The following is a 26,853-nucleotide window of genomic DNA, read 5'->3' on the forward strand; positions in this document are numbered from 1 at the left end:
ACATGAAAAAAGTAATAATATTTTCGCTTTTATTCAGCTTTGTCAATATAAGCTGTTCTGATGATCTTCTAAGTATTACACCTGAGGTTAACCTTAGTACAAATACATTTTTCAAAACCGATACGGATTTTATACAGGCAGTGAATGCGGCTTACGCACCTCAACGGGCAATTCACAACATTACGTCGGTATATTTAACAGAGCAACACTCTGATAATGCCAGATATGTACGTAACGTATTGTTCGGTGCTACCGAAAACCAGTCTAACTTGGCGGACTTCAACGTGCCTACTGCTAATGGTTTAACCACGAATACCAACGTTTTGGGCTTTTACAGACAGAGTTACTTGGTCATTTCTCGTGCCAACCAAATATTGTCATTGATAGATGAGGCTACAATTACCGATGCTGTTAAAAAGAATGTGAAAGGCCAGGCTTTGTTTTTGAGGGCAATTACATACTTAGATCTGGCTCGTTTGTTTAATAGGGCTCCGTTACAACTGAAGCCAGTTACTGGTCGTGAGGATGCCGCTGCACCGCTGGGTACTGCCGACCAAATATACAGCCAAGTCATAAAAGACGCTGCCGAAGCGGCTACGTTGTTGCCAGACAAAAATACACAAACGGCTGGCAGAGCTACCTCTGGTGCAGCTCAGATGGTACTCGCCAATGTATATTTAATTCAAAAGAAATGGGCCGAGGCCGAGGCGGAACTAAGAAAAATAGTTTCGGGTGGGCAGTATAGTCTAATGGCCAATTATGCAGACGCATTTAGTACGACCAATGGTCTGAAAAATGGCAAAGAATCAATATTTGAAATTCAATATTTAGAAGGAGCTGCTGGATTGCAAGGCAATTTCTTTTACAATATGACTCCTAGGCCTATTACAGCTGCTGAATTGACAACATTGACTGGAACGTCTAATGCCCAAGGACTTACTGGTGACGGCAACAACGTTCCTACACCAGATTTAGTAGAGGCTTATGAAGCTGGAGATAAAAGAAAAGATGCATCAATAGGTTTCATTACTATTTCTAGTGCAGTACATACGAATAAATCGTTTCCTTACATGAAAAAATTTGCAAGACCTCATTCTTTGCATGACAATCATGGTATGAATTGGCCAGTTTACAGATATTCTGAGGCATTACTGTTTCTAGCAGAGGCTTTGGTGGAGCAAAATAAACTGGGAGATGCGACCACGTACATTAACCTAATTCGTAGCCGTGCAGGATTGGCCGCCACTACAGCTACTTCTCAATCGGACCTTCGCAATGCAGTTTATCAAGAGCGTAGAGTAGAGTTGGCTTTTGAATCAAAAAGATTGTATGATTTGGTTAGAACAGGGCGTTTTGATTCTGTGATTAAAGCTTATGGTGATAGAGTTAAGGCAGATAAGTTTAGGTATTATTTCCCAACTGAGGGTTTTGTTCCGAGCGACGCCTTTTCAAACATAACGCCTTATTATGGCCTTCCAGCAGATGAGGCAGCACTTTCGCCCCATTTTTAAAAAGTTTTATTAATTTTTCGTGCTACACAAGAAATAATTTGGAGTTTCTTGTGTAGCATGTTTTTTAATGCCTAATTTAATAGCTCAAATAAACAAACATTATGTTATTCAACCTTAAAAATTTAAAATTCATTGTGGCATTGTTTGCCATAATTGGAGCTGCTTCATTTACAATTACCAAAAATCCTTTCTCAAAACACGCCATTGAAGATAATCCCAAAATCAAGAAATTGAGATTATCTGATGGATTTGCAGCAGAACATCTCTACAGTCCTTCGGCCAACAATCAAGGCTCGTGGGTAGCCATGGCTTTTGACGACAAAGGGCGTCTGATAACCTCTGACCAATATGGTAAACTGTACAGATTGAAAATCCCAGCAATTGGGTCATCATCTCTCACTCCCGACGTTGAGAAATTAAAGATTGGTACTGGAGTAGGAGCAGACACCATGGGTATGGGCTATTCGCAGGGACTACTTTATGCCTTTAATAGTCTTTATGTGATGGTAAATAACAGCAAAAATAATAAGACATTTACTAGACAAAGTGGTTTGTATCGCTTGCAAGATTTAGACGGTGACGATCAATTTGAGAAAGTGACATTCATGAAACCAATGGACGGTGATGGAGAGCATGGCCCACATAGTATCAAGCTTTCTCCTGACGGAAAATCTTTGGTTGTGATTTCAGGAAATCATACCGATGTACCTCCAATGGATCATTATAGATTGCCCAAAAATTGGCAAGAAGACCAGTTGTTTCCATTAATTAAGGATCCACGTGGCCATGCCAACGATAGATATGCACCAGGAGGATGGGTTGCTCAGCTTGACCCAGATGGCAAACATTGGGAATTATTAAACGCTGGATATCGCAACGCCTTTGATTTTGATTTTAACGAAGTGGGCGATTTGTTCGTTTATGATGCTGACATGGAGTGGGATTTTGGCACACCTTGGTATAGACCTACAAGAGTAACGCACTCTACCTCAGCTGCTGAATTTGGCTGGAGAACGGGTAATAGTAAATGGTCCCAAACTTACCCTGATAATCTTCCGCCTGTTATAAATATTGGACAAGGCTCACCTACGAATTTAATTCACTTAAAAAATGCTAAAGTACCGGCAAAATATCAGCGGACACTCTTAGCTTTTGACTGGAGTTTTGGCATCATGCACGCTATTCATCTAAAGCCTTCTGGTTCTACTTATACCTCCGAACGTACAGAGTTTCTTTCAGGTTTACCACTTCCATTGACTGACGGCGTGGTTGGCCCTGACGGTTCTATTTATTTTATGACAGGCGGTCGTAGACTAGAGTCTGATTTATATAGAGTAACCTATGTCGGAAGCGAATCTACGGCACCTATTGCCGTTACACCAATAAACGAAGCCAATGCTTTGCGTCGTAATTTGGAGAAATTCCATACCGGTGGTGCCAATCCTGATGCTATTAAAACTGCCTGGCCACATCTTAAGAGTACAGATAGATTTATACGCTATGCTGCCAGATTGGCTCTAGAACATCAACCATTTGATCAATGGCAAAATCTAGCTTTGGCAGAGAAAGATCCAGTGGCTTCTACTCAGGCTTTGATTTCCCTAATAAGAATGGGTAAAGGCGACAAGCAAAATGAGATAATTAATGCTTTGTTAAAAATCAATTTCAAAGCTTTAACAGAGTCTCAAAAGATTGATGTCTTGAGGGCTTTTGAATTGTCGTTTTTGAGAATGGGAATGCCTACCGAGGTCAATAAAACAAAAATTATCGCCTACATGAATCCCAATTATCCAGCAAATACAGCAGAGCTTAACCGAATGTTGAGTAAAAACCTATTGTATCTTGATGCCCCCGGAGCTATTCAAAAAACGATGGCTTTGATGAAACTCAAGGATGAGCCAGGTTCTACGGACAACATGCTCAAAACAGCAACAAACTCTAATGATTTGATTGGCAGAAGTACTCAATATGGTGGAGATATAGCCAATACTTTAGCCAATTTGCCCCCAATGCAGCAGACTTATTATGCAAACGTATTAACAATGGCCAAAAAAGGTTGGACAAATGCAGAAAGAGAAACATATTTCAAGTGGTTTAATAACGCCTTTAAATTTAAGGGAGGAAATAGCTACGTTGGATTTATTGATAGATCTCGAAAATTGGCACTTAAAAATGTACCAGAAGATAGGAAGGCTTACTTTGATAAATTGTCAGGAGCGGAATTGTTAAGTTCAAATGGAAATAATTTGGTGTCTTCTGCATATCCAAAAGGTCCTGGAAGAAGATGGACACTTCAGTCGGGAACTACAGTTTTAGACAAAGGTTTAACTGACAGAGATTTTGAGCAAGGTAAAGCCATGTTTGCAGCCTCAACTTGCAAAGGATGTCACAGTATTTTAGGAGAAGGTGGATCTGCAGGGCCAGATTTGACTCAGATTGGTACTCGTTTCTCACCAAAAGACATTTTAGAGGCAATAGTAGATCCTGATAAAACAATTTCAGATCAATATGCAGCCACTCAGTTTTCTTTAAAAAATGGGACCTCTATAGTTGGTCGTTTGGTAAACGAAGACAAGTTGGCTTATTACGTTTCTCAAAACCCATATTCCCCAGATGCCTTGGAGAAAGTATTGAAAAAGAACGTAAGTTCAACCAAAACTTCGAATGTGTCAATGATGTTCCAAGGTTTAATTAATGCCTTAAATGAAGAAGAATACAAGGATTTGATGGCCTATTTAATTTCCGGAGGAAATGCAAAGAATCCGATGTTTAAGGCTCAAGTTCAGAAATAAAAAGAATATGGAATCTGTGGTTTTTTATCACAGATTCTATTTTAACCTTAATTAAAATGAAAAAATATATAACTTTAATTTCTGTTTTGGCTGTCATAATTAGTTGTAAAACTAGTAATGTGGCTCAAAATTCCGAAAAAGGTTTCAAGTCAATTTTTGATGGAAAAACCTTGAAAGGTTGGTCGGGCGATACTAAATATTGGAGAGTTGAAAATGGTAACATAGTTGGCGAAATTACTCCAGAGACACTTTTGAAAACCAATTCATTCTTAACATGGGAAGGTGGACAACCAGCCGACTTTGAACTAAAAGCCGAATTTAATATTACAGAGAAGGGTAACTCGGGCATAAACTATCGTAGTGTGGTTTTTCCAGATGTGCCCAATGCTTTGAAAGGCTACCAAGCCGATATTGACGGTGCAAATCGCTACACTGGTCAGAATTATGAGGAACGCGGCAGAACCACCTTGGCCTATCGTGGTCAGATTACCGAAATAAATCCTCAAAGCGGTAGCATGACACCAGAACAAGTACGTGCCAAAGTTTCGAAAAATGCATGGACCGAATTGAAGGTTTCTGGCAGCCTAGGTGAAAATTTGGCACTAAAAGAAAAAATAAAGGCCGAAGACTGGAATGAAATAAGATTGGTGGTAAAAGGAAACAGACTACAACATTATGTAAATGGCGTATTGATGAGTGATGTAACTGATAACGATACCGTTAACGGTAAAGCCAAAGGCCATTTGGGCGTGCAAGTGCATGTCGGGCCACCTATGAAAGTGCAGTATCGAAACATAAGAATTAAAAATTTGTAGAACATAAAAGAGCTTTGGTTATTGGCTAAAAGCCAGTAGCCATGAGCTGGGAGCTAAATAATGGTTAAAATTGGGTTTAATGTATTGGCTTGGACGGCCAATGTCACAGAGGAATTGTTTCCCACACTGGATAGGCTTAAGAAAATCGGCTACGATGGTGTCGAGTTTTTTGTAGGTGGTGCAGAATCTGAAAACTGTAAGAAAGTAGGTCAACATGCAAAAGAACTTGGATTAGATGTTACTACAGTTACAGTTGTCGGGAAAGATACCAATCCCATTAATGCTTCTGCAACCATCAGATCTGCTGGTCTCGATGCCATCAAAACTGCCATCGATAGAACCTATGATTTGGGCGGAAATTTACTTTGTGGACCTATTCATTCGGCACACAATCATTTCGAGGCTCATCCAGCTCTTGATGAAGAATATAAGCGTGCCGCCGAGGTGCTTTATGAGGCTGGTGATTATGCAAAACAAGCTGGTATCATTTTAGGGCCAGAAGCCTTAAATCGTTTCGAATGTTACCTCTGCAACACCATGGAGCAGTTAGCCAGACTTCTAAAAGAAACCAACCACCCAAACGTGCGTGCAATGTTTGACACCCACCATGCCAACATGGAGGAAAAGAAATTTGCTTCAGCCATCGAAACCATCGCTCCATATTTGCACCATGTGCATATCAGCGAAAACGACCGTGGTACGCCCGGTGAGGGACATATTCAGTTTGATGATTCTTTCTCAACATTGAAAAAAATCGATTACTCGGGCTATTTGACCATAGAAGCATTTTCAAGAAACGACCCTGACTTTGCCAACGCCATAGGAGTATGGAGAGAATACAACGCCCCCTGGGACATAGCAGAAAATGGCTTTAAATTCATAAAAATGATGTGCGAGAAGCACCATCTGTAGCCTACTTTTTTTTAGTTTCTTTTAATATCCGTGTAAATCAGTTCAATCCGTGTTCCAATTGAACATCAACCTAAAATGAAAAATAATATTCCCTTCCGTTTCGGCTCCGAAGTTTACACTTGGTATATGTCTGGCAATGGCGAAACCCACAAAGGTCGTCTGGGGCACATGATAGAAATCATCGCCAAGGCTGGTTTTACAGGTATTCAACCAATATTTACCTGGATGGGGGATTTGGTAGACCCAAGCCTTTTGGCCGCAAAACTACAGGAAAATGGAATTGAATTGGCAGCTTTGGCATTGGCACAAGAGTGGAATGGCAAAGAAGAAACCGCCGAGGAAAGAAAAATATCTGATAATGCCATCGCTCTTTTAGAAAGATTTCCAAATGCCATTCTTAATACCGTACAAATACCAACTGGAAGAAATGATTTGGAAGCAAGGCAAAAATCATTGGTAAATATTGTGAATTCTGTTTCGCAAAGAGCTTATAATAAGGGAATTGCATGTAGTTATCATCCAAACTCGCCTCACAGTTCCATTATTCGTACTGCCGAGGATTACAAAATCGTTTTAGAAGGCCTCAACGAAAAAGTAACAGGCTGGACGCCAGATGTTGGTCATATCATCAATGGCGACATGGATCCTTTAGCAAAAATGAAAGAATATCAGCACTTGATCAACCACGTGCATTACAAGGATTGGAACGGAATGCCTGAATGGACCATCATGGGAAATGGTAAAGTGGATTTGGTTGGAATCACCCAATGGCTGAAGGATATCAATTATAGCGGTTGGATTATTTGCGAAGACGAAGGCCCTGAGGCATTAGAAGACCCCGATTGCGTGACACTACATGACGGTAATTGGATAAAAAATGACTTAATTCCAGCTTTGAAATAAGATGCCAGTAGTAGAAACCAACGGAATAAGGATGTTTTATGAGGAGCGGGGCAATTTGACCTCCGAACCGCTGCTCTTGATTATGGGTATTACGGCATCAGGATCTGTTTGGGAGCCACATTTGGCCGAGTTTGAGAAACATTTCAGGTGTATTGTGGGTGACAATAGGGGAGTTGGACAATCCGATAAACCCGCTGGAGCATACAGTACAGACGAAATGGCCGATGACTATGCCGGCCTTTTGGATAAATTAAGTATAAAAAAAGCCAAAGTGATAGGTTGTTCCATGGGCAGCACGATAGCCCAAAAATTAGCCATTCGCCATCCTGAAAAAGTGGATTCAATAGTCCTGATGTGCCCATGGGCGAGGTGTGATAATGCTGCCAAAGGGATTTTTCAGCATATCATGGCCTGCAAAGCACATCTAAATCCTGAAGAATTTACAAGATATATTCAGCTATTGATCTATTCAAAAGCATCTTGGGATGATGAAAAAGTAGCGGCAGATTTGGCAGAGGGAAGAAAAAATGCACACCTTGACCCCAATCCGCAGCCTTTACATGGCTTGGTCGGACAAGCTCATGCGTGTATTAACCACAATGCTCTGGCTGATTTGCATAAAATTACTCAAAAGACATTGGTAATTGGCGGTAAAGAAGACATTTTCACACCAGTTTGGATGGCCGATGAAGTTACCAATGCCATTCCAAATGCCGAACTTTTTTTATATGAAAAAGCAGGCCATATTTTCCATTTCGAAAACTTAGAAGATTTTAATATAAGGGTAAGTGATTGGTTATTAAATAATTAAAAAATATCTGTGTAAATCAGTTTAATCAGCGTCATCTGTGTTCCAAAATAGCGACAAATATATCAACAATCACCACCAAATTGGCGGTATAGAAACTTCCATTCTCGACAATGGAATAGGAAAAGGAAATCGTATCGCTTGGATAAACACGGGTTCAGGCTTGCGATTCAAAGTTAATTTTGATCGTGGGATGGATATTGGGGAAGCTTTCTACAACCAACATTGCCTCACCTGGCTGAGTCATGGAGGTATTCCAGCACCACAAACTTTGTCTGATATTGGACTGAATTGGTTACGAACTTTCGGTGGCGGTTTATTGACGACTTGCGGCCTTCAACATGTGGGCGGACCAGAATCTGATGAGTTTGGTGAAAGAGGAATTCATGGAAATATAAGCAATTTACCTGCAGAAATCGAATCTATCATTCAGCCTGATTTGGCTAGAGGACAAATGGAAATGAGTATCACGGGAATCGTCAAAGAATCCAAAATATTCGGTCCCAATCTAGAATTAAGGAGAAAAATTTCATGCCATTTGGGTTCTGCTAAAATTAAAATTGAAGACGAAGTTATCAATCGTGGGAATACCGAAACGCCTTTGATGCTTTTGTATCATTTCAATTTTGGATATCCATTGGTGCAAGAAGGTACAAAAATCCTTTGGAAAGGAGAATGGAAACCAAGATTTGGTGGGGATTACCCTAAAATATTCAAAGAAGGAAACGACTTCAAAACTTGTCCGGTACCACTGGAAAGTCATAAGGGAGGTGGTGAGGAAGTGGCCTTGATAACGCCTAAAGCGGATGAAAATGGTAAATGTAAATGTGGTTTATTCAATCCAGAGCTAAACTTTGGAATCGAAATGGAATTTGACAAAGCTCAATTGCCAACGCTTAGTAACTGGCAGCATTTCGGTGAAGGTGAATATGTAACGGGTTTAGAACCAGGCACTAATTGGCCCATAGGCCAAAAACAAGCCAGAGAAAACCAAGAACTCATTTTCCTGAAACCAAAAGAATCACGGAAATTCGAAGTGTCTTTGAAAATGATAAATCAAGGAAATAAATGATATCTATTAAATGTAAATAAATCAAATGCTTCCTCTAAATCACAATACCGAGACGTCGGACCGAGCCGTTTTAAAAATTTGAATGTACAAAGGTTAAATTATAGGTAGAATTCTAATTCAAATTTTTAAAGAGGATCATTATTTTGTGAGTGTTTTTTTGAATACTTTTTTCGAACGGTGCGACGACTCGCAAAAAGTATTGCCTGCCCGGCGAGGGCACGAACTGTAATTAAATCCAAAACCAAGAAAAAATTCTTAAAAAGAAAACATTCAATCTTAAAAAATTATATATTTAAACAAAAAAATTCAACCATGAGTAGTATAAAAGAAGCTCTAGAACAAGGCCAAGGAATATTGAGATTAGCCCCGACTTGGGTACCGCGTTCATTCTGTGTACCTGGCCGAAGAATCAAACTCCATCCCGACGATTATTATGTGCTTGGAGGGGTTAGAGGAGGTATAGATGAACGCTGGCTTTCTTCCACCACTCCTGCCGAAAACGGTCCTCTTACGGGTGAGAATGAAGGCCTGAGCATGATTGTGCACAATGACGAAAAAATATCACTGAAAGATGCTATTGACGAAGTAGGTGCCGAAATCATCGGAGAAAGACTTTGGAACGAATACAAAGCTTGGCCGATGTACTCCAAGTTTTTTGACAATATGGGGCCATTGCCGCACCACATTCACCATAATGACGAAAAAGCCGCATTGGTAGGTCAAAATGGTAAACCAGAAGCCTATTATTTCCCACCACAATTGAACAACCACGGTGGTGATTTCCCATACACGTTTTTTGGAATAACTCCTGGAACGACCAAAGAGCAGATAAAGGAATGTTTGATGAATTTTACCAAAGGCGATAACAAAATCACCAATTATTCCGCAGCTCAACGTCTTGAGCCGGGTACGGGTTGGTTTGTGCCGCCGGGAGTTTTACATGCACCAGGCAGCTTGTGTACGTATGAGCCTCAAAAAGCCTCCGATATTTTTGCCATGTACCAAAGTCTTGTAAACGAGGTCATTGTGCCAGAAGAATTGCTTTGGAAAGGTACACCAGAAGATAGAAAAGGTGACTATGATGAATTAGTAAGCGTAATTGATTGGGATTTAAATACAGATCCGAATATTATTGAAAAGTTTTTCATGCTTCCGAAACCTGTAAAAGCAGTAAGTGAAATGGAAGCCGAAGGATATAGAGAAAATTGGATTTGCTATAAATCCGAAGATTTTAGTGCTAAAGAATTAACTGTATTGCCAGGACAAACCGTAACCATTAAAGATTCGGCGGCTTATGGTTGTATCGTTATGCAAGGGCATGGCAAAATGGGTGTTTGGGACATCGAAACTCCGGCTTTGATTCGCTATGGACAGTTGACCAACGATGAGTTTTTTATCACGGAAAAAGCTGCTAAAGAAGGTGTTGTGATTTCTAATCCTTCGAATACTGACCCGATTGTGATTCTGAAGCATTTTGGGCCGAAAAACCCTGACTTGGCCCCCTAACCCCCGATGGGGGGAATGATATGGATGACTTAAAACTCAGCCTTTAGACTCGTAATATATGTTCGAATTTGAAGTATAAATAATTTTAACAACCATAAATAAAACGCTCAATAGTATTCCCCCTTTGGGGGCTAGGGGGCTACAATTACTATGAATAATTATCCTAAACTCCACAATGCCACTTGGCCGGGCATAGTTGGAAAAGGCCCAGACTCGGAGCCTGCGATAGCCCTAGATACCATGCTCGAAATGACTGCCGCTGCCGAAGTGGATGGTGTGAAATTCGATGGGGTTGATTTAGGTCTTTTTGACCCGCATTATGACCTTGATACTTCAGATGACGGCGTAAAAAGATTGGCTGACAAGGTTTCAAAATATGGTTTGGAAATCGGAAGTTTAGTGGCTCCGATTTGGGGTGGGCCAGCTATGGGAACTGCCGACGAACGCAAGACTTTCGTAGAAATGGTGAAAAAATCTTGCGAAATAGGTCAGAAACTCAGAAATATGGGCATCAGACCAAATGGTATCGTTAGGATTGACTCAGCCTCAAGTCCAGAAGCTTGGGCGAAAGACCCTGCTGGAAACACAAAATTGATTGCCCAAACCTGGCGAGAAGCTTGCGACGTAGCCGCTGATTATGGCGAGCGTTTGGCTGCCGAAGGCGAAATCTGTTGGGGAGGAATGCACTCTTGGAAAAAAGTGATTGAAACCATGGAAATGGTGGATAGGCCAGGGCTACTTGGTTTTCAGGCAGATATGTCTCATACTACGCTGTATTTATTGGGCTACAATGCCCCAGAAGACAGAGTTTTACCTGCTGATTTTCAGTGGGGCGATAGAGAGACTTTCTTGGAAGGTCTTAAGAAATTAACAGCAGCTCTTCGCCCTTGGACAATAGATTTCCATGTGGCCCAAAACGATGGAACAGTTCACGGAACTGGCTCACATGATAAAACCGGTCGCCACTGTTTGGCTACCGACCCGAATGGAAAACTAGATATTGCTCATGATGCAGGTTTATGGTTAAGAGACGAATCGGGAGCTTTGACCAAAGCTTTCAAACACATCTGTTGGGATGGTTGTATGTTTGCCAATGAGGTTATGACGAAGCAGCAGACTTGGAATGACATACTTGCGGCCATGATACAAGTTAGAAAACAACACGGCTGGGTAGAGTAAAATTTAAATTTTGTAATAAAAACTCTGAGAAACTCTGAGAGAAACTCAGTGCGACTCTGTGGTAAAAAGATAAGCAAAAATGAAAAAACAACTAAGAATAGGTTTAGTAGGCACAGGTTTGATGGGAAGAACCCACGCCAATGGTTATAACAGAATACATAATTTTTTTCCAGCACTGCAATATGAGCCAAAATTGGCGGCAGTTTGTTCGAGAAACGAAGAAAAAGTGAAGGCATTTGCTGCTCAATGGAATTTTGAATCGTACGAAACCGACTGGAAAGCCCTTGTGGCTCGCGAGGACATTGATGCTGTGGATATCTGTACACCAAACGATTCGCATTTTGAGATTGCAATGGCTTGTGCAGCAGCAGGTAAGATGATTTTGTGCGAAAAACCTTTGGCTCGTACTTTGGAAGAAGGCTTACAAATGGTGGAAGCCATTCAGAAAGCAAATGTGAAGACGACGGTTTGGTATAATTATCGTAGAATTCCGGCGGTTACTTTAGCCAAAAACATCATAGAATCAGGTAAATTGGGTAAGATTTACCATTATAGAGCCAATTTCTTGCAAGATTGGACTATCAACGAAGACTTGCCGCAAGGCGGAGAAGGACTTTGGCGAATGGATGCCGATGCCGCAGGTTCTGGTGTTACAGGCGATCTTTTGGCCCACTGTATAGATACGGCCATGTGGCTAAATGGAGCGATAACAGACGTTTCGGCTATGACCGAAACCTTTGTAAAACAAAGGATGCACCAGCTAACCGGTAAAGTAGAGCCCGTTGGAATTGACGATGCTTGTCTGTTTCATTGTCATTTTGAAAACGGCTCCTTGGGACTTTTTGAGTCAACACGCTATGCCCGTGGACACAAGGCTTTGTACACTTTTGAGGTAAATGGTGCGGATGCTTCCATAAAATGGGATTTGCACGATATGAACCGTCTGGAATATTTCGACCACCGCGACGAGAGCAATCTTAGAGGCTGGCGTTCGATACATATTACAGATGGCGACCACCCATATATCAAGAATTGGTGGATTCCGGGTTGCGGAATAGGCTGGGAGCATAGTTTTGTGCACCAAGTGGCCGATTTCTTGAAAAGCTTGGAAGACGACTCAAAATGCTCTCCAACCTTTGAAGAGGCTCTTCAAACACAGAAAGTTTGTTCGGCGGTGATAGATTCTGCCAAAACCAAAAGCTGGAAAGACACGCATGTGGATGGGAAGTATGTGTGGTAGGTTTTTTTGAAACCCATAGAGAACATAGGGAATTGCCACATAGGTACATAGTTTGCTTTTCTATGTACCTATGTGTTTTTTAAGATTGTCAAGGTCTATGTGAACTATGTGGTTATTAAGAGCCAGTTATGGAACGAAAACTAATTTCATACGTATTTTTTAAAAATATACGTATATTTGAAAAAATATTTTGAAATGACAGTAAAATTAAATTTGACAATTGACGAAACTTTAGTTTCTAAAATCAAGGTTTATGCGGCAAAAAAGCAAACTTCGGTGTCAAAATTGGTCGAAAACTTGTTAAGAGAAGAAATTGAGACTGGTTCAACCGAATCAAATATAAGTAAAAAATTCGCTGGTATTCTTTCGGGTAAAATATTGGACGAGGAAAAAATGAAAGAAGATTATTTGAAGAGCAAATATGGCTACTAGGATATTTCTAGATACCAATATTATTTTGGATCTTCTTGATAATCAAAGAGAATGTCACAAAGAAGCCGTTTTGCTTTTCAATCTAATCGATAATGGAGAAGTAATGGCTTTTTTTTCTGAAAGTGTTGTTGCCACGACGGATTATATTTTACAAAAATTACTTTCAAAAGATTTTAGAACTGAGTTTTTTAGAGAAATATCTAGAAAAATTCAAATTTTACCATGTAGCAATATGATACTGGATAGAGCATTAAGTCTTGAATTTGAAGACTTTGAAGATGCTTTATTATTTCAATTAGCATTAGAAAATAAGGTAGATTTTTTCATTACAAATGATAAAAAACTGTTGAATAGTACGTTAAAAGGAATTCAATTGGTTCGGGCAGAACAATTTTTGAATATTAAATCAAAGTAAATCCGTGTCATCTGTGTTCCAAAATAGAATTCTGACCCTAAATAACATCTCCAAATCCTTCTCGGGCACAAAAGTGCTTGATGGGGTCACTTTGGAAATTGAAAAAGGGAAAGTACACACCCTTATGGGCGAAAATGGTGCTGGGAAATCTACTTTGATGAAGATTTTGGTGGGTTTGTTGCAGGCTGATGAAGGTGAGGTTTTACTAGAAAACGAGAATATTTCTGGACTTTCAGTACATGATATTTTGGAAAAAGGAATTGCGATGATTCATCAGGAAATATTGATGGTGCCAGGTTTAAGTGTAGCTCAAAATATTTTTTTAGGAAAAGAAAGTCGGCGGTTTTCGTGGCTAAATGAATCAGAAATTAATGCGAAGTCAAAGGAAATTCTTGCCAGTTTAAAAGTTGATATTTCACCAAAAATTAAGATTAAAAACCTCAGTATTGCTGACCGACAAATGGTGGAAATCGCCAAGGCCATCAGCAACAATGCCAAGGTGATTATAATGGACGAACCTACGTCTGCATTATCAGATACAGAAGTAAAAACGCTTTTCGAAATTATAGAAAATCTTAAAAGCCAGGGTGTTGCGATAATTTATATTTCACACAAAATGGATGAAATATTTAAAATTTCAGACACCATTACTGTTTTAAGGGATGGTAAATTAATTGCCACTAATAAGGCCTCTGACTTGGACAACAATACCTTGATATCGCTTATGGTAGGTCGTGAAATTTCAGAGATTTTTCCTGAGGCAAAAACTGAAGTAGGAAAGACGCTGATTTCTGTTAAAAATCTTTCAAAAAAGGGTGTATTTTCGGAAATTAATTTTGAGGTAAAAGCTGGTGAAGTTTTAGGTTTGGCTGGATTGGTAGGTGCGGGGAGGTCAGAGGTTGCAAGAGCAATTGCTGGGCTGGATAAATTTGATTCAGGAACCATCGAATTAGATGGTTCTGAAATCCAAATAAATTCCCCTTCAGATGCAATCAAACTCGGAATAGGCTTCGTGAGTGAAGACAGAAAAGCCCTAGGATTTATTCCCCAAATGAATATTCGGGAGAATTTTTCTCTTTCTTCTCTTTTAGGATTTTCGAAAATGGGTTTTGTAGATATAGCTTCTGAAACTAAAAGTACACAGGCTATTTTCGAAGATTTGAAAGTTAAGGCTATTGGTTTAGGGCAAAAAGTGAATAGCTTGAGTGGTGGAAATCAACAAAAAGTGGTAATTGGAAAGGTTTTGATGTCGAATCCCAAAGTTATCATTTTAGATGAACCTACGCGAGGAATAGATGTTGGAGCTAAATTTGAAATATATAAATTAATTAATACCCTAAAAACCAAAGGTTTAGCCATTATTTTGATTTCATCAGAAATGCCCGAAATATTAGGTTTGAGTGATCGAATCTTGGTCCTTTCCAAAGGAAAACAAATGGCCATTTTGCCTAAATCAGAGGCTTCACAAGAAAAAATTATGCAATATGCAGTTCATTAATACCATCCGTCAATACGGGATTTTCTTAGCATTCTTGATTATTTGTGGCTTTTTGAGTTATGCGAGTTCGCAGTTTTTGACGATTTCCAATTGGACCATCATCATTACTCAGGTATCGATCAACGCTCTTTTGGCCTTTGGCGTTACGTTTGTAATCATCACCGGCGGTATTGATTTGTCAGTAGGTTCCATCGTGGCGGTAGCTGGTGTAGTAGCTGCTTTATTGGCTTCTCAGCCTGATTTACCTTTGATTGTTCCCATTTTGGGAGGGCTTTTGGCTGGCCTAGCTTTTGGACTTCTTAACGGGTTCATTGTCACAAAAAGTAAAATTGCTCCTTTCATTGTCACTTTAGGCATAATGACCATTGGCCGAGGGTTAGCTTTAATTTTAAGCAAAGGTCGCCCCATTTCTAATCTCTCTGACGCTTTTAATTTTATCGGTGGTGGAGATGTTTTTGGCATTCCGTTTCCAATAATAGTCTTGTTTATAGTGTTTATAATTAGCTATTTATTATTAAAAAATACAGTTTTTGGCAGGTACGTTTATGCCATCGGCGGGAACGAGCAAGCAGCTTGGGCATCAGGCATTAATGTCAATAAAATCAAAATGGCCGTTTATGCACTTTGCGGCACTTTGGCTGGTTTGGCAGGAATATTACTGACTTCTAGAATAACTACAGGTCAACCCAATGCTGGTGCAGGCTTTGAGTTGGATGCCATTGCTGCGGCCATTATTGGTGGTACTAGTACCTCTGGTGGTACTGGCACGATCGCTGGAACTTTGATAGGTGCATTGTTAATTGGTGTGATAAACAATGGTCTCGATTTGCTGAATGTAAGTTCTTATTATCAGCAAGTTATAATGGGAGCAATTATTATTGGTGCCGTGCTTTTGGATAGCTGGAATCAGAAGAAAATGGCCTCTTAGCGTTGGATGGAACACGGATTATGTGGATTAGACACCGATGGATAATTTTGAACGAAACACCAAAAGACAGATATCTGTGTCTCATCCATACTATTTGTGTTCCAAAAACCACTATATTTGAATCAATTTCAACCTTAATATTTCATGAAAAAAATACTCGTTCTCCTAATTGCTATTTTGGTATTCTCCTGCAATTCCTCAAAAAATTCAGACGAAAAAAAGATTAAAATAGGGGCAACAATGCTCAGTATGCAAAATGAATTCATCGTGAACATTGCAGATGAGATGCAAAAGAAAGCTGATGAATTGGGAGCGGAATTGATAATTGTAGATGCCGAACGCTCTCCATTGAAGCAAATTGAGCAAGTAGAGAGTTTTATTGCCCAAAAAGTAGACGTGATCATCATGAATCCCATAGAGTTTGAAGCAAGTTCGCCCGCAGTGACCAAGGCTTTGGCCGCCAAAATTCCAATTATCAATGTAAATTCGGCCACAAGTGCCACTCCAACTGCTTTTGTGGGTTCAAACGATGTGGAATCTGCGAGAATAGCGATGAAATATATTGCCGAAAAATTAGGTGGAAAAGGAAATATGGTGATGATTCACGGTTTGATGGGCCAAGCGGCACAACTTCAAAGAGAAGAAGGAGCCAAGGAAGTGTTGAAGCAATTTCCAGATATCAAGCTGCTTGCACAACAAACTGGGGAGTGGGACAGAGCCAAAAGTATGGATTTGATGCAAAACTGGATTCAGTCTTATGGCGACAAAATAAACGCAGTTTTCGCTCACAACGACGAGATGGGCTTAGGAGCGGTGAAAGCCTTGCAAGCTGTGGGATTGAAAGATAAAGTGTTGGTAATTAGTGTAGATGCCATCAAGGATGCCTTGGCTTCTGTTCAAAAAGGTGAATTAAATGCCACAGTTTTTCAAAATGCAAACCAACAAGGAGCTGGAGCAATAGAAACCGCCGTTAAAATTGCTAAGAAACAACCTTTCGAAAAAGAAGTTTTGATTCCTTTCGAACTGGTGACAAGGGAAAATGTTGGGAAGTATTTGAAGTGATGTTTTTGTGTTACGGAACACGGATTTTTTGATTTGACACGGATCGTATTGGTTTTGGTGGCTAATCCGTGAAAAGGAGTATAAAAAAATACCCGTGTCCAATCTGTGTTAATCCGTGTGTGTAAGAAAACCTCTTTCCAATAAAGAAAAGAGGCTTCGAGGTATATGGGAATTAGAATATTTTAGGCTAAAACAGGCTCACCGACACTAATTCTTAGTAACTCATTTTCAATTTCAGCCAAGTCCTCTTGCATTTTTGCTATGAAAGTCACCGTTTCGGTCTTCATGTTTTCAGCCAATTCTTTATAATAATTTATGCCTTCAAAAAGATTGTTTTTAAAAGTCTCTATATACTTATTTTGTTGCTCTATGGTTTCGGTAGTAAACTTCTTTATTTGATTTTTAAGGTATTTTACATTCAATTCTAGCTCATTTACAAACATGTGAGGGCGTTCTAAACTATTCAAAAGATTTTCTCTTCCATAAATATGCCCAATCATGCTTTTCATCGAAAATATGCCTGAGAAATAAGCCAAATTTGGCCCTGGACATATCGAAACAGCCGTAAGCTTGCGGTCAGGCTGAATACCGTTGGCCATCAAAGCCGATGCCGCCAAACCTTCACACAGGCATTCTTTTACTTTCAGTGTTTCTTTCCCTTTTTTTATGACTGATTCGGGCGTTTCTGGTTGCTTCATTTGCAACTCTTTCAAGTTTTGATATTCCCTAGAAGCGGTACAAATCGGAATTTTCGTAAACTCGGTATCAAACTGCAAAAACTTCTTGTAACATGGAGACCCAGGACGATTTTTGTCCATTCGTGTTTGTATCAACAATTCCGAAGATGTATTTTTTACATTGTTAAATGGTACGCCTAAAGGCGAAGCGTCGCTCAAATAATAATCGTCTTTTTTAGCATTTATCAATAGACTAAGGGATTCATTATCAATACTCACTACATCAGGAACCATCAGAAAAGGACTACCCCAGCCCACACTATCAACTTCGTAATGTTCCAAAAGGAAATTATGCTCGTTAGCAGTTCCTACACCACCTTGAACCGTAATTTTTAGGGTAGGGTTGATATTTTTCAATCCCATTTCTGTCCAAGTTTTTTCGCAAATTTGCTTTAGTTCGGCTATCAGTTCTTGTTTTTTGTCTTTAAATTCTTCCATGATTGGGCCCAATAATGTTCCAACAGAGGCAAAAGCGTGTCCACCACAATTCAAGCCAGATTCTATCCTAAATTCTGAAACCCAAAGGCCTTTTTTTGCTAAAAATTTACCTTGGATCAAAGCTGAGCGGTAGTCACTCACTTTCAAGATAATTTGTTTCTTGAAATGGCTATTTTCGTCCGGGAAAAAATCTGGAAATGAAGTACAATAGCTAAACAAGCGAGGGTTCATTCCTGCCGAAAACACTATTCCTGAATTTAAATCAGAAAGTGCAAAACCTCGCAATGCAGCCATGGCGTCGCAAAATTCTGGTGCCAGCTGCTCTCCATTTTTATCATAATTAAACTTGTCGAGCTTAGTCATGATATTAACATCTATGGAACCTTTAACCATTTTGGCTTTTAATTCGGACTCAAGTCTTGGTTTTTCAGAGTCGCTAGCATCCAGCATCTCAGAATATAACTTTTTCAAGTCGGCATTGTCAGGTAATAACTCAAAGTATTGCTTTAGCTCAGTTCCGTCCTCAAAATCTTGACTTTTTAAACGCTCAAAATTGGCATCAACCACTCGTTTGATTACGTGTAAATAGGAAGTAATTCTTTTGGCTCTATAGTCGTCGTCTTTAATCGTGATTTCTTGATACGGGATTTGCTCTCTTTCATAATACATCTTTCTCATTTTTTCAATGAGGTTGTCTTCAACAATAGAAATAACAGAAGAAATGCCATAATGAGCTATTTTGGCAGGGGTTTCGACAGTATAGCCTAAACCCATAACAGGTACATGAAATGAATGTGCTGTCATAATTGTAGTTTTTAAGAATATGCCCAGACGCAAAGACTTGCGAATCCATGACATATCAACTGAAAAGGAATTCTTTTTTTTGGTTAACAATCAACAATTTTTCGCAGGTGGTTTTTATTAAAACTATCCTTTGAGAATATGTTAGCAAAATTAAAGAGCGTCTTTCTCCTAAAAAATGACTTATGATAGGTTATGGATTATTATAAGAAACTTCTTTGGTGTGGAGATGCTAAAGTATAAAAAAACACCTTCAAGCAAAGCTCAAAGGTGTTCAATCAACTATTTCCCATCTAAATTACTTTCCTACTATAGTCGGCTTTAGGCTTCCAATTACAGTTAGAAGTTCGTTTTTTTCGGTTGCTGGTACACTGAATTTGTCTAAGGCTCCTGATAAGTTTCCTGCCAGAGAATTAAACTCTACGTCGGTAATGTTCATGCCTTTGTGTGCCGTCACCATGTCTTTGCCCATGTATTTTTGAGGGCCACCCGAGGCCTCACCTATTTGGTCTATCAGGTTTTGTCTCAAAGCAATTAACTTTGGAGAAGCAGCTCCTTTTTGTCCAACTTCTGTCAACAATGGCTGAAATGTGCGAACCATGTCTGGATTCGCAGCTACACGACCAATAAATTCATCTACTACTGCTGAAATGGCATTCACACCGCCCAGACGCTCGTAAAGTGTTGGGGTAGCCACCATCTCCTCTTCCTCTTTGCAAGAGGACATCATCATACCTAGCACCAAGGCTATTACCGAAATTTTTACCAATTTCATAATTGTTTTGTTTTATGTTTAACGAAAATTTAATGCGTATTTAATTTTTTGAAATCCCATGATGTACTCATGCGGTACCGGACATTCTGCTGCAGGAGGTCCAACAGTAGTAAAATCTGCTTTTTCGAATGAAATGCTTTTTTCTGATAGCCACTTTTTTACATCAGTTTCGGTTATTTCATTAGGATGAAAAACAACACTTAACATTTGACTTTCGGTATTGCCAGCCACAGCCGAAATCCCTTGTACTTGCTCCAATTCGTCATTGATTTTCTGCAAATCTTGTTCAGTGGCCGGCTTTTTAAGCTGATAGACACTCAGTTGAGAGTCTTTGGCGTATGCATGCAGTGGCTTCGGTTGGGAGTTGGCATAAACTACAAATGCAACAAATAAGCTTGCAAGTCCATAAATAGTAATTTTGATTCCTTTTTTCATTTTTTTGCTAAGAATTTAGGTTAGTTACGGATTAGTAGAACTTTTGGATTGTTTTTTTTGAAATTTTTAGAATTAAATATTTTGAGTTTTATCTTGCACCTGATAGTAAATATTTTGACCTTTGCAGTCTAAAAAAAATGTGCAAAATTTTAGGTTTGCACACCTCCAAAAATATTATGAGCGACGCTATCAAACATGAATGCGGCATTGCCCTCATTCGGCTCCGAAAACCCCTCGAATATTACATCGAGAAATATGGCACACCTCTTTATGCAGTCAATAGGCTGTATGTTTTGATGGAAAAACAGACCAACCGTGGACAAGACGGTGCTGGTGTGGCCAATGTTAAAATCGAAGTTCCCCCAGGTAGCCGCTACATCAGCCGCTACCGCTCCGTTGAGAACCGTCCAGTAGTGGATATTTTCAAGAAAATCAACGAAAAATATCTTGAAGTACAGAAGAATAATCCCGACAAAATGAAAGATGCGGCTTGGCTGCAGAAGAATATTGCGTTTTCGGGAGAAGTGTTTTTGGGGCATTTGAGATACGGTACACATGGGCGTAACGAAATAGAAAACTGCCATCCTATGCTTCGCCAAAGTAACTGGCGTAGCCGCAACTTGGTGTGTGCAGGCAACTTCAACATGACGAATGCAGATGAGCTCTTTAGAAAGCTCGTGGATCTAGGTCAACATCCCAAAGACCTCGGAGATACCATAACAGTTTTAGAGAAAATCGGCCACTTTTTAGATGAAGAAAATCAGAGGGTATTTGAGCGTTTTAAAGGCATATACGAAAACCCAGCTCTAAGCGACATCATTGAAGACAACATGGATATGCAACGTGTATTGCATCGTTCTTGCAGAGATTTTGATGGTGGATATGCAATGGCAGGTATCACAGGTTTTGGGGCTTCTTTTGTGGTGAGAGACCCTGCCGGTATTCGCCCTGCCTATTATTGGTATGACGACGAAGTAATAGTGGTAGCTTCAGAAAGAGTAGCTATCAAAGCGGCTTTTGGTGCAAAATATGACCAGATAGTAGAGATATCACCAGGAAGTGCCCTGATAATTGATAAATATGGTGAATTTGGCGAGTTTAATATTTTGCCAAAAGCCGAAAGAAAGGCTTGTAGTTTTGAAAGGATATATTTTTCAAGAGGCTCAGATCCAGATATTTACCAAGAAAGAAAGACATTGGGGCGTTTGTTGATCCCTCAAATCTTGAAAGAGATAGATTATGATTTAGAGAACACCGTATTCTCTTATATTCCCAACACTGCCGAACCCGCTTTTTATGGGATGGTTGAGGGCATAGAAGACCATCTTGCAGAATGGCGTAAGGAAAGAATAAAGTCAGGTAAACTTAATGAGGAAGAGCTAGACAAGCTACTCAATTTTAAGCCGAGATTTGAAAAATTAGTGTCGAAAGACGTGAAACTACGTACTTTTATTACCAATGACGACGACCGCTCAGAAATGGTGTCTCATGTTTACGAAATGACACATGGCGTTATACGCAAGAAAATAGATACTTTGGTAATTATTGACGATTCCATAGTTAGAGGAACAACTCTAGAAAAGAGCATTCTGAAGCTCCTCGATAAACTTGGCCCTAAAAAAATTGTGATTGTATCATCTGCACCACAAATTCGATACCCAGACTGCTATGGAATAGATATGTCCAAAGTCAAAGAGTTTGTGGCATTTAGAGCGATGTTGGCATTGCTGAAAGAAAGAGGTATTGAGTACAAGAAAGAGGAGGTTTATCATGCATGCATGGAATTACAAAAAAATGGCCAACTGTATAAAGAAAACTTAGTGAAGTCTTTGTTTGAACCTTTTTCTGATGAGGATATTTCTAAGAAAATAGCAGAAATAATAAGACCAGAAGGCATATCTGCTGAGGTAGCGGTGGTTTATCAAACTGTGGAAAACCTGAGTAAGGCCTGTCCAAATCATTTGGGCAATTGGTACTTTACTGGAGATTACCCTACACCTGGAGGAAACAAAGTGGTGAACAAAGCGTTTATCAACTTCATGGAAGGTAAGTTGGTGAGAGCATATTAAATAAAAACAAAAACCTCCGGAAGGAGGTTTTTGTTGTATAAACTTGTTTTGAGAATAATTAAGCAGTCAAGAGCTCACTTTTGTTTTTTTTGCCTTTTGGAACGGCGTAAATATTGGCAGTGATCTCCTTTATACCAATCAGTTTTAGGCAATCTTTTATTCCTAACGAAGATTGATTTTTAGGGTTTTCAAAAATGTTGGTGACTTGTTCCATGATTTCTTTTTTCAAAATTGAGTTCAAAATTAGTTAGAAAGCGAAAATTCGCAAAATATATTATAAATTTTTATTATAAGGTATTCCATGTTTTTTAGGTCATAAAATAAAACATTTTAATTATCAATTAATATGACAAAATTCAGTTTTTTTAAAAAAATCGTTATCGTCTCCCTTTTGATTGGTGTATCATCCAAGCTTAGTGCCCAGGATGCAGAAAGCCTAAAAATCAAGGTTGTGGAAGCCATGGGAGGGCAGAAAAACTATGATAAAACAAGGTTTATTCATTGGACTTTTTTTGGAAATCAAACCTTGACGTGGGACAAGCATAAGAGTAGAGTAAGAATAGACTTTTTGAAAGAAAACTCCGTATATATTTTAAATATCAACGACAAAACAGGAAAGATTCTGAAAAGAGGAGTAGAACAAACGCACGCAGATAGTCTGAATAAGTTTTTGGAAGAAGCGAAGAGAATTTGGATAAATCATTCCTATTGGCTTGTGATGCCATGGAAATTAAACGACCCAGGTGTGAGTCTTAAATATATGGGTGATGCCAAAACAGCAGATGGAAATGACGCAGAATATTTGGAGATGACCTTTAAAGAAGTTGGGGTAACACCCAATAACAAATATTGGATTTATGTCGACAAGAAATCACACCTGATAACACAATGGAGTCATTTTGGGAATTTTGCCGACGAAAAACCAAGATTTACAATGCCTTGGAAGGATTATAAAATGTACGGTAAAATCTTACTCTCGGGAGATAGAGGAGAGCGAAAGTTGACGGATATTGCTGTATATCAAAAACTTGACGAAAGTGTTTTTACAGATTTTAAAAAACCAGAATTAACAAAGTGAGTAAAGAGTTAAAAACAGGCGTATTGTTGGTAAATTTGGGAACGCCTGATTCACCTAGTGTGCCAGATGTTAGAAAATATTTGAGAGAATTTCTTTGGGACGAAAGGGTGTTGGATATACCCGCAGTGCCTAGATGGTTGTTGGTAAACGGTATTATTGCACCTTTTAGGTCCCCAAAGTCGGCCAAGATATATAGAGAATTGTGGACTGAAAATGGTTCTCCATTAAAAATTTATGGACTAGCAAATGAGCGTGATTTGCAAACGAAATTGGGCGACCAATATGTGGTAAAATTGGCCATGCGATATCAGAATCCATCTATACAATCTAAGTTGGATGAATTTCAAACCTCAGGTATTAAGGATTTGATAGTTATACCGTTATTTCCTCATTATGCTTCGGCTTCCACAGGTTCTGTTTATCAGAAAGTGATGGAGATTGTTTCTAAATGGCTGGTGATACCAGAAATAAAAATCGTGAATAACTTTTACGATTATCCAAAATTTATAGCTGGATTTGCTGCCAATGCCCGCAAACACATGGAAAAGTTTGATTATGAGCATTTTCTATTTTCTTATCACGGAATACCTGAGCGACAAATAACCAAAGGCGACTGCCATAATGTATGTAAGTTTGGTACTTGTTGTGACAATATCACCGAAAAAAACCAACATTGCTACCGAGCTCAGTGTTTTGAGACCACCAGACTTTTGGTGAAAGAATTGGGACTGAAAGAAGGTTCTTACACTACTAGTTTCCAATCTAGGCTAGGCAAAACACCTTGGATTAAGCCATATAGCGACGACGTCATCAAAGAATTTGGTAAAAAAGGGATCAAGAGTGTTTTGGCATTTTCACCTGCCTTTGTATCTGATTGTCTCGAAACCACCATAGAAGTTGGAGATGAATACAAAGAACTGTTTGAGGAACATGGCGGCGAAAACTGGGATTTGGTGGAAAGCCTCAACGACTCCGAAAACTGGGTAAATCTGTTAAAGGAATTGGTTTTGGAAAACAGCCACCAAAAATAAATTTGCTGAAAGTTTATCGAAAGGTATCTTTTTTGCGTTTCCAAAATAAAGAACAAGAAGTTTTGAAGAGATTATTGATATTTGTCCTCATAAGTATAAGTCTAAATTCGTGCTTTTTGTTCGGTAGTGGAGGTGGTGATCCTAAACCTGTAGTAGACTCTACAACTCAGTTTAATTCAACTCCACAGGTTTTTGACACGCCATTAGACAAAACAAACGAGGCCTCAGGCATAGCACCTTCCAGACTTTATTTTGGTAATTTGTTTATCGTAGACGACAGTGAAGCAGCTGCAGGCTATCATGTATTTTCGAAAGATGGATCTTATCAGAAATTTGTAAATATCAATGCCCAAAACCGTGACTGGGAAGATATGGCTACAGGGAACGGCCCAGAGACTGGCAAAAGCTATATATATGCAGCAGATATCGGTGATAATAATGGAGGTGTACACAAGCAATACACTATTTACAGGTTTGAAGAGCCCAATTCAAGTGTGAATTTTGTAGAGAAAGTAGATGCCATTCAGTACTATTATCCAAATAATGCCTCAAATAACTCTGAAACACTACTTTTAGACCCAAAAACAAAGGATTTGTATATTATTACAAAAGATGAATTGAATGTAAAGGTTTTCAGACTCAAATATCCGCAACCAGTAAATCAACCTTTTGAGGCAGAATTTTTAGGAACTATACCTTATTGGGGAATAGTGGGTGGAGATATTTCGGCTGACGGTAACGAAATATTATTGAAGACTTACATTGCAGTTTTTTATTGGAAATTGAAAAGCAATGAGACCGTTTTTCAGGCACTTTCAAGGACAAGAGACGTTGGAGCACCGTATATTCAGGAAAACCAAGGTGAGTCCATTTGTTGGGATTATCAAGCTAAAGGCTATTATACCATAAGCGAAAGGGGAGGATTGCCCACTCCTCCAAAATTATATTATTATTCTAAGAAATAAAAAAGCCGTTTGGAGAATTTCTCTAAACGGCTTTTCAGTATATATATTTAATTTCATCCAAACATCCTTGATTTACCACTTGGACTCATTTTGTTGAATTTCTTCATCATTTTTTTCATTTGGTCAAATTGCTTCAAGAGATTGTTTACTTCCTGAATAGTTCTTCCTGCTCCGCCAGCAATACGCTTTCTACGGCTTCCGTCTATGAGGTCTGGTAGTTCACGTTCTTTTGGGGTCATGCTTTTTATGATAGACTCTATAGGCTTAAACGAATCGTTGCTGATGTCGAGGTCTTTCACAGCCGAACCCATGCCCGGTATCATGCCCATCACGTCTTTGATGTTACCCATTTTTTTTATTTGCTCCAACTGAGAAAGAAAATCGTTGAGATCAAAACTGTTCTCACGCATTTTCTTGTTCATCTTTTTGGCTTCGTCTTCGTCAAAAGCCTGCTGGGCTCTTTCTACCAAAGATATTACGTCACCCATGCCAAGAATTCTGCTGGCCATACGATCGGGGTGGAAAATGTCGAGGTCTTCCATTTTCTCTCCCGTACTCATAAACTTAATAGGCTTCTCAACTACAGTACGAATAGATAAGGCTGCACCACCGCGTGAGTCACCGTCAAGCTTAGTAAGTACAACACCATCAAAATCAAGGCGTTCGTTGAAGGTTTTGGCTGTATTTACGGCATCTTGGCCCGTCATGGAGTCCACAACAAATAATATTTCTGATGGAGATATCGTCTTTTTGATGTTTTCAACCTCGGTCATCATGACCTCATCAACCGCCAAACGACCTGCCGTATCGACAATTACAATACTCTTGCCTTTGACTTTGGCCGCCGCCACAGCATTTTTAGCTATCGAAACTGCGTCTTTATTGTCTGGTTCAGCATAGACTTCCACGCCTATTTGCTCACCTAAAACCTGAAGTTGAGTGATGGCTGCAGGACGGTAAACGTCGCATGCTACTAACATCACTTGCTTTCCTTGTTTTTTAAGATAGGCCGCAAATTTTCCTGAAAAAGTAGTTTTACCTGAACCTTGCAAACCGGCTATCAAAATCACCGCTGGCGAACCCTTGAGGTTTACAGTCTGGGCCATGCCGCCCATAAGATCTTGCAACTGTTCCTGGACAATTTTTACAAAAAGCTGCCCTGGCTCCACTGCTATCATTACTTTACGGTCAATAGCTTCTTGTTTTACCCTGTCTGTGACGTCTTTGGCTACTTTATAGTTAACGTCGGCGTCCATTAAGGCACGTCGGATTTCCTTTACTGTGCTGGCTATATTTACATCGGTGATACGCCCTTTGCCCTTAAGGGTTTTAAATGCACCGTTGAGTTTATCCTGAAGATTCTGAAACATACCTGTTTATTTAGAAATTGAGGTACAAATTTAAGAAAAAAAATACTCAAAATTTTAAATAAATAAAAAACCCAAGCTATG

The 26,853-nt window shown here is 39.3% G+C and carries 24 protein-coding genes; 19 read left to right on the forward strand and 5 right to left on the reverse strand.

Features of this window, described 5'->3' with window-relative positions:
* Positions 1-2 precede the first annotated feature (2 nt).
* From EGI26_RS10355 to EGI26_RS10425, 15 genes are all read left to right on the forward strand, one after another.
* Positions 3-1,511: a RagB/SusD family nutrient uptake outer membrane protein gene (locus tag EGI26_RS10355; RefSeq protein ID WP_255078114.1), complete on the forward strand. Its 1,509-nt coding sequence runs from the start codon at positions 3-5 to the stop codon at positions 1,509-1,511.
* Positions 1,512-1,612: 101 nt separating this feature from the next.
* On the forward strand, positions 1,613-4,303 hold the full coding sequence (locus EGI26_RS10360; RefSeq protein ID WP_255078115.1) for a c-type cytochrome: 2,691 nt from the start codon (positions 1,613-1,615) through the stop codon (positions 4,301-4,303).
* A 56-nt stretch (positions 4,304-4,359) separates the two neighbouring features.
* Positions 4,360-5,118 carry a DUF1080 domain-containing protein gene (locus EGI26_RS10365; protein ID WP_255078117.1) on the forward strand — a complete coding sequence of 253 codons (759 nt, stop codon included), beginning with the start codon at positions 4,360-4,362 and terminating at the stop codon, positions 5,116-5,118.
* A 60-nt stretch (positions 5,119-5,178) separates the two neighbouring features.
* On the forward strand, positions 5,179-6,030 hold the full coding sequence (locus tag EGI26_RS10370; RefSeq protein ID WP_255078118.1) for a sugar phosphate isomerase/epimerase: 852 nt from the start codon (positions 5,179-5,181) through the stop codon (positions 6,028-6,030).
* Between the two features lie 75 nt (positions 6,031-6,105).
* Positions 6,106-6,933: a sugar phosphate isomerase/epimerase gene (locus EGI26_RS10375; protein ID WP_255078119.1), complete on the forward strand. Its 828-nt coding sequence runs from the start codon at positions 6,106-6,108 to the stop codon at positions 6,931-6,933.
* A gap of 1 nt (position 6,934) precedes the next feature.
* The gene (locus tag EGI26_RS10380; RefSeq protein ID WP_255078120.1) at positions 6,935-7,744 is read left to right on the forward strand and encodes an alpha/beta fold hydrolase; all 810 of its coding nucleotides are present in this window, start codon (positions 6,935-6,937) and stop codon (positions 7,742-7,744) included.
* 37 nt (positions 7,745-7,781) lie between these two features.
* Positions 7,782-8,813 carry an aldose 1-epimerase family protein gene (locus tag EGI26_RS10385; protein ID WP_255078122.1) on the forward strand — a complete coding sequence of 344 codons (1,032 nt, stop codon included), beginning with the start codon at positions 7,782-7,784 and terminating at the stop codon, positions 8,811-8,813.
* Between the two features lie 312 nt (positions 8,814-9,125).
* Positions 9,126-10,319 (forward strand): hypothetical protein, encoded by a 1,194-nt coding sequence (locus EGI26_RS10390; RefSeq protein WP_255078124.1) that lies wholly within the window; start codon positions 9,126-9,128, stop codon positions 10,317-10,319.
* 150 nt (positions 10,320-10,469) lie between these two features.
* A complete protein-coding gene (locus EGI26_RS10395; protein WP_303626737.1) occupies positions 10,470-11,498 on the forward strand; it encodes a TIM barrel protein in 1,029 nt (342 codons plus the stop codon).
* Between the two features lie 79 nt (positions 11,499-11,577).
* Entirely contained in the window at positions 11,578-12,738 is a 1,161-nt protein-coding gene (locus EGI26_RS10400) for a Gfo/Idh/MocA family protein (RefSeq protein WP_255078127.1), read from the forward strand.
* Positions 12,739-12,933: 195 nt separating this feature from the next.
* Positions 12,934-13,170, forward strand: a complete 237-nt coding sequence (locus tag EGI26_RS10405) for a DUF6364 family protein (protein WP_255078128.1) — start codon at positions 12,934-12,936, stop codon at positions 13,168-13,170.
* Positions 13,160-13,585, forward strand: a complete 426-nt coding sequence (locus tag EGI26_RS10410; RefSeq protein WP_255078129.1) for a PIN domain-containing protein — start codon at positions 13,160-13,162, stop codon at positions 13,583-13,585. Before EGI26_RS10405 ends, EGI26_RS10410 begins: the two co-directional genes overlap by 11 nt.
* A gap of 4 nt (positions 13,586-13,589) precedes the next feature.
* Entirely contained in the window at positions 13,590-15,083 is a 1,494-nt protein-coding gene (locus EGI26_RS10415; RefSeq protein WP_255078130.1) for a sugar ABC transporter ATP-binding protein, read from the forward strand.
* On the forward strand, positions 15,070-16,011 hold the full coding sequence (locus EGI26_RS10420; RefSeq protein WP_255078131.1) for an ABC transporter permease: 942 nt from the start codon (positions 15,070-15,072) through the stop codon (positions 16,009-16,011). Before EGI26_RS10415 ends, EGI26_RS10420 begins: the two co-directional genes overlap by 14 nt.
* 144 nt (positions 16,012-16,155) lie before the next feature.
* Positions 16,156-17,073 carry a sugar ABC transporter substrate-binding protein gene (locus tag EGI26_RS10425; RefSeq protein WP_255078133.1) on the forward strand — a complete coding sequence of 306 codons (918 nt, stop codon included), beginning with the start codon at positions 16,156-16,158 and terminating at the stop codon, positions 17,071-17,073.
* A 182-nt stretch (positions 17,074-17,255) separates the two neighbouring features.
* Here EGI26_RS10425 and EGI26_RS10430 read toward each other — a convergent pair whose 3' ends face one another.
* The 3 genes from EGI26_RS10430 to EGI26_RS10440 all read right to left on the reverse strand — a co-directional run bounded on the left by EGI26_RS10430 (position 17,256) and on the right by EGI26_RS10440 (position 20,259).
* Entirely contained in the window at positions 17,256-19,052 is a 1,797-nt protein-coding gene (locus tag EGI26_RS10430) for a hypothetical protein (protein ID WP_255078134.1), read from the reverse strand.
* 295 nt (positions 19,053-19,347) lie between these two features.
* Entirely contained in the window at positions 19,348-19,824 is a 477-nt protein-coding gene (locus EGI26_RS10435; protein ID WP_255078135.1) for a group 1 truncated hemoglobin, read from the reverse strand.
* 18 nt (positions 19,825-19,842) lie between these two features.
* Positions 19,843-20,259: a hypothetical protein gene (locus tag EGI26_RS10440; RefSeq protein ID WP_255078137.1), complete on the reverse strand. Its 417-nt coding sequence runs from the start codon at positions 20,257-20,259 to the stop codon at positions 19,843-19,845.
* A 176-nt stretch (positions 20,260-20,435) separates the two neighbouring features.
* Between EGI26_RS10440 and EGI26_RS10445 the strand changes: the two genes are divergently transcribed.
* The gene (locus EGI26_RS10445; RefSeq protein WP_255078139.1) at positions 20,436-22,328 is read left to right on the forward strand and encodes an amidophosphoribosyltransferase; all 1,893 of its coding nucleotides are present in this window, start codon (positions 20,436-20,438) and stop codon (positions 22,326-22,328) included.
* Positions 22,329-22,386: 58 nt separating this feature from the next.
* Here EGI26_RS10445 and EGI26_RS10450 read toward each other — a convergent pair whose 3' ends face one another.
* Entirely contained in the window at positions 22,387-22,542 is a 156-nt protein-coding gene (locus EGI26_RS10450) for a hypothetical protein (protein WP_255078141.1), read from the reverse strand.
* Between the two features lie 132 nt (positions 22,543-22,674).
* On the opposite strand from EGI26_RS10450, the gene EGI26_RS10455 reads away from it, so the two are divergent.
* From EGI26_RS10455 to EGI26_RS10465, 3 genes are all read left to right on the forward strand, one after another.
* Positions 22,675-23,406 carry a hypothetical protein gene (locus EGI26_RS10455; protein ID WP_255078142.1) on the forward strand — a complete coding sequence of 244 codons (732 nt, stop codon included), beginning with the start codon at positions 22,675-22,677 and terminating at the stop codon, positions 23,404-23,406.
* Positions 23,403-24,437 carry a ferrochelatase gene (gene hemH, locus EGI26_RS10460; protein ID WP_255078145.1) on the forward strand — a complete coding sequence of 345 codons (1,035 nt, stop codon included), beginning with the start codon at positions 23,403-23,405 and terminating at the stop codon, positions 24,435-24,437. Before EGI26_RS10455 ends, hemH begins: the two co-directional genes overlap by 4 nt.
* Before the next feature lie 62 nt (positions 24,438-24,499).
* Complete coding sequence (locus EGI26_RS10465) at positions 24,500-25,402, forward strand: PE-PGRS family protein (RefSeq protein WP_255078147.1); 903 nt, start codon at positions 24,500-24,502, stop codon at positions 25,400-25,402.
* A gap of 53 nt (positions 25,403-25,455) precedes the next feature.
* Here EGI26_RS10465 and ffh read toward each other — a convergent pair whose 3' ends face one another.
* Positions 25,456-26,772 (reverse strand): signal recognition particle protein, encoded by a 1,317-nt coding sequence (gene ffh, locus EGI26_RS10470; RefSeq protein WP_255078148.1) that lies wholly within the window; start codon positions 26,770-26,772, stop codon positions 25,456-25,458.
* Positions 26,773-26,853 lie beyond the last annotated feature (81 nt).

Source organism: Lacihabitans sp. CCS-44 (assembly GCF_024343735.1).
Taxonomy (GTDB): Bacteria; Bacteroidota; Bacteroidia; order Cytophagales; family Spirosomataceae; genus Leadbetterella.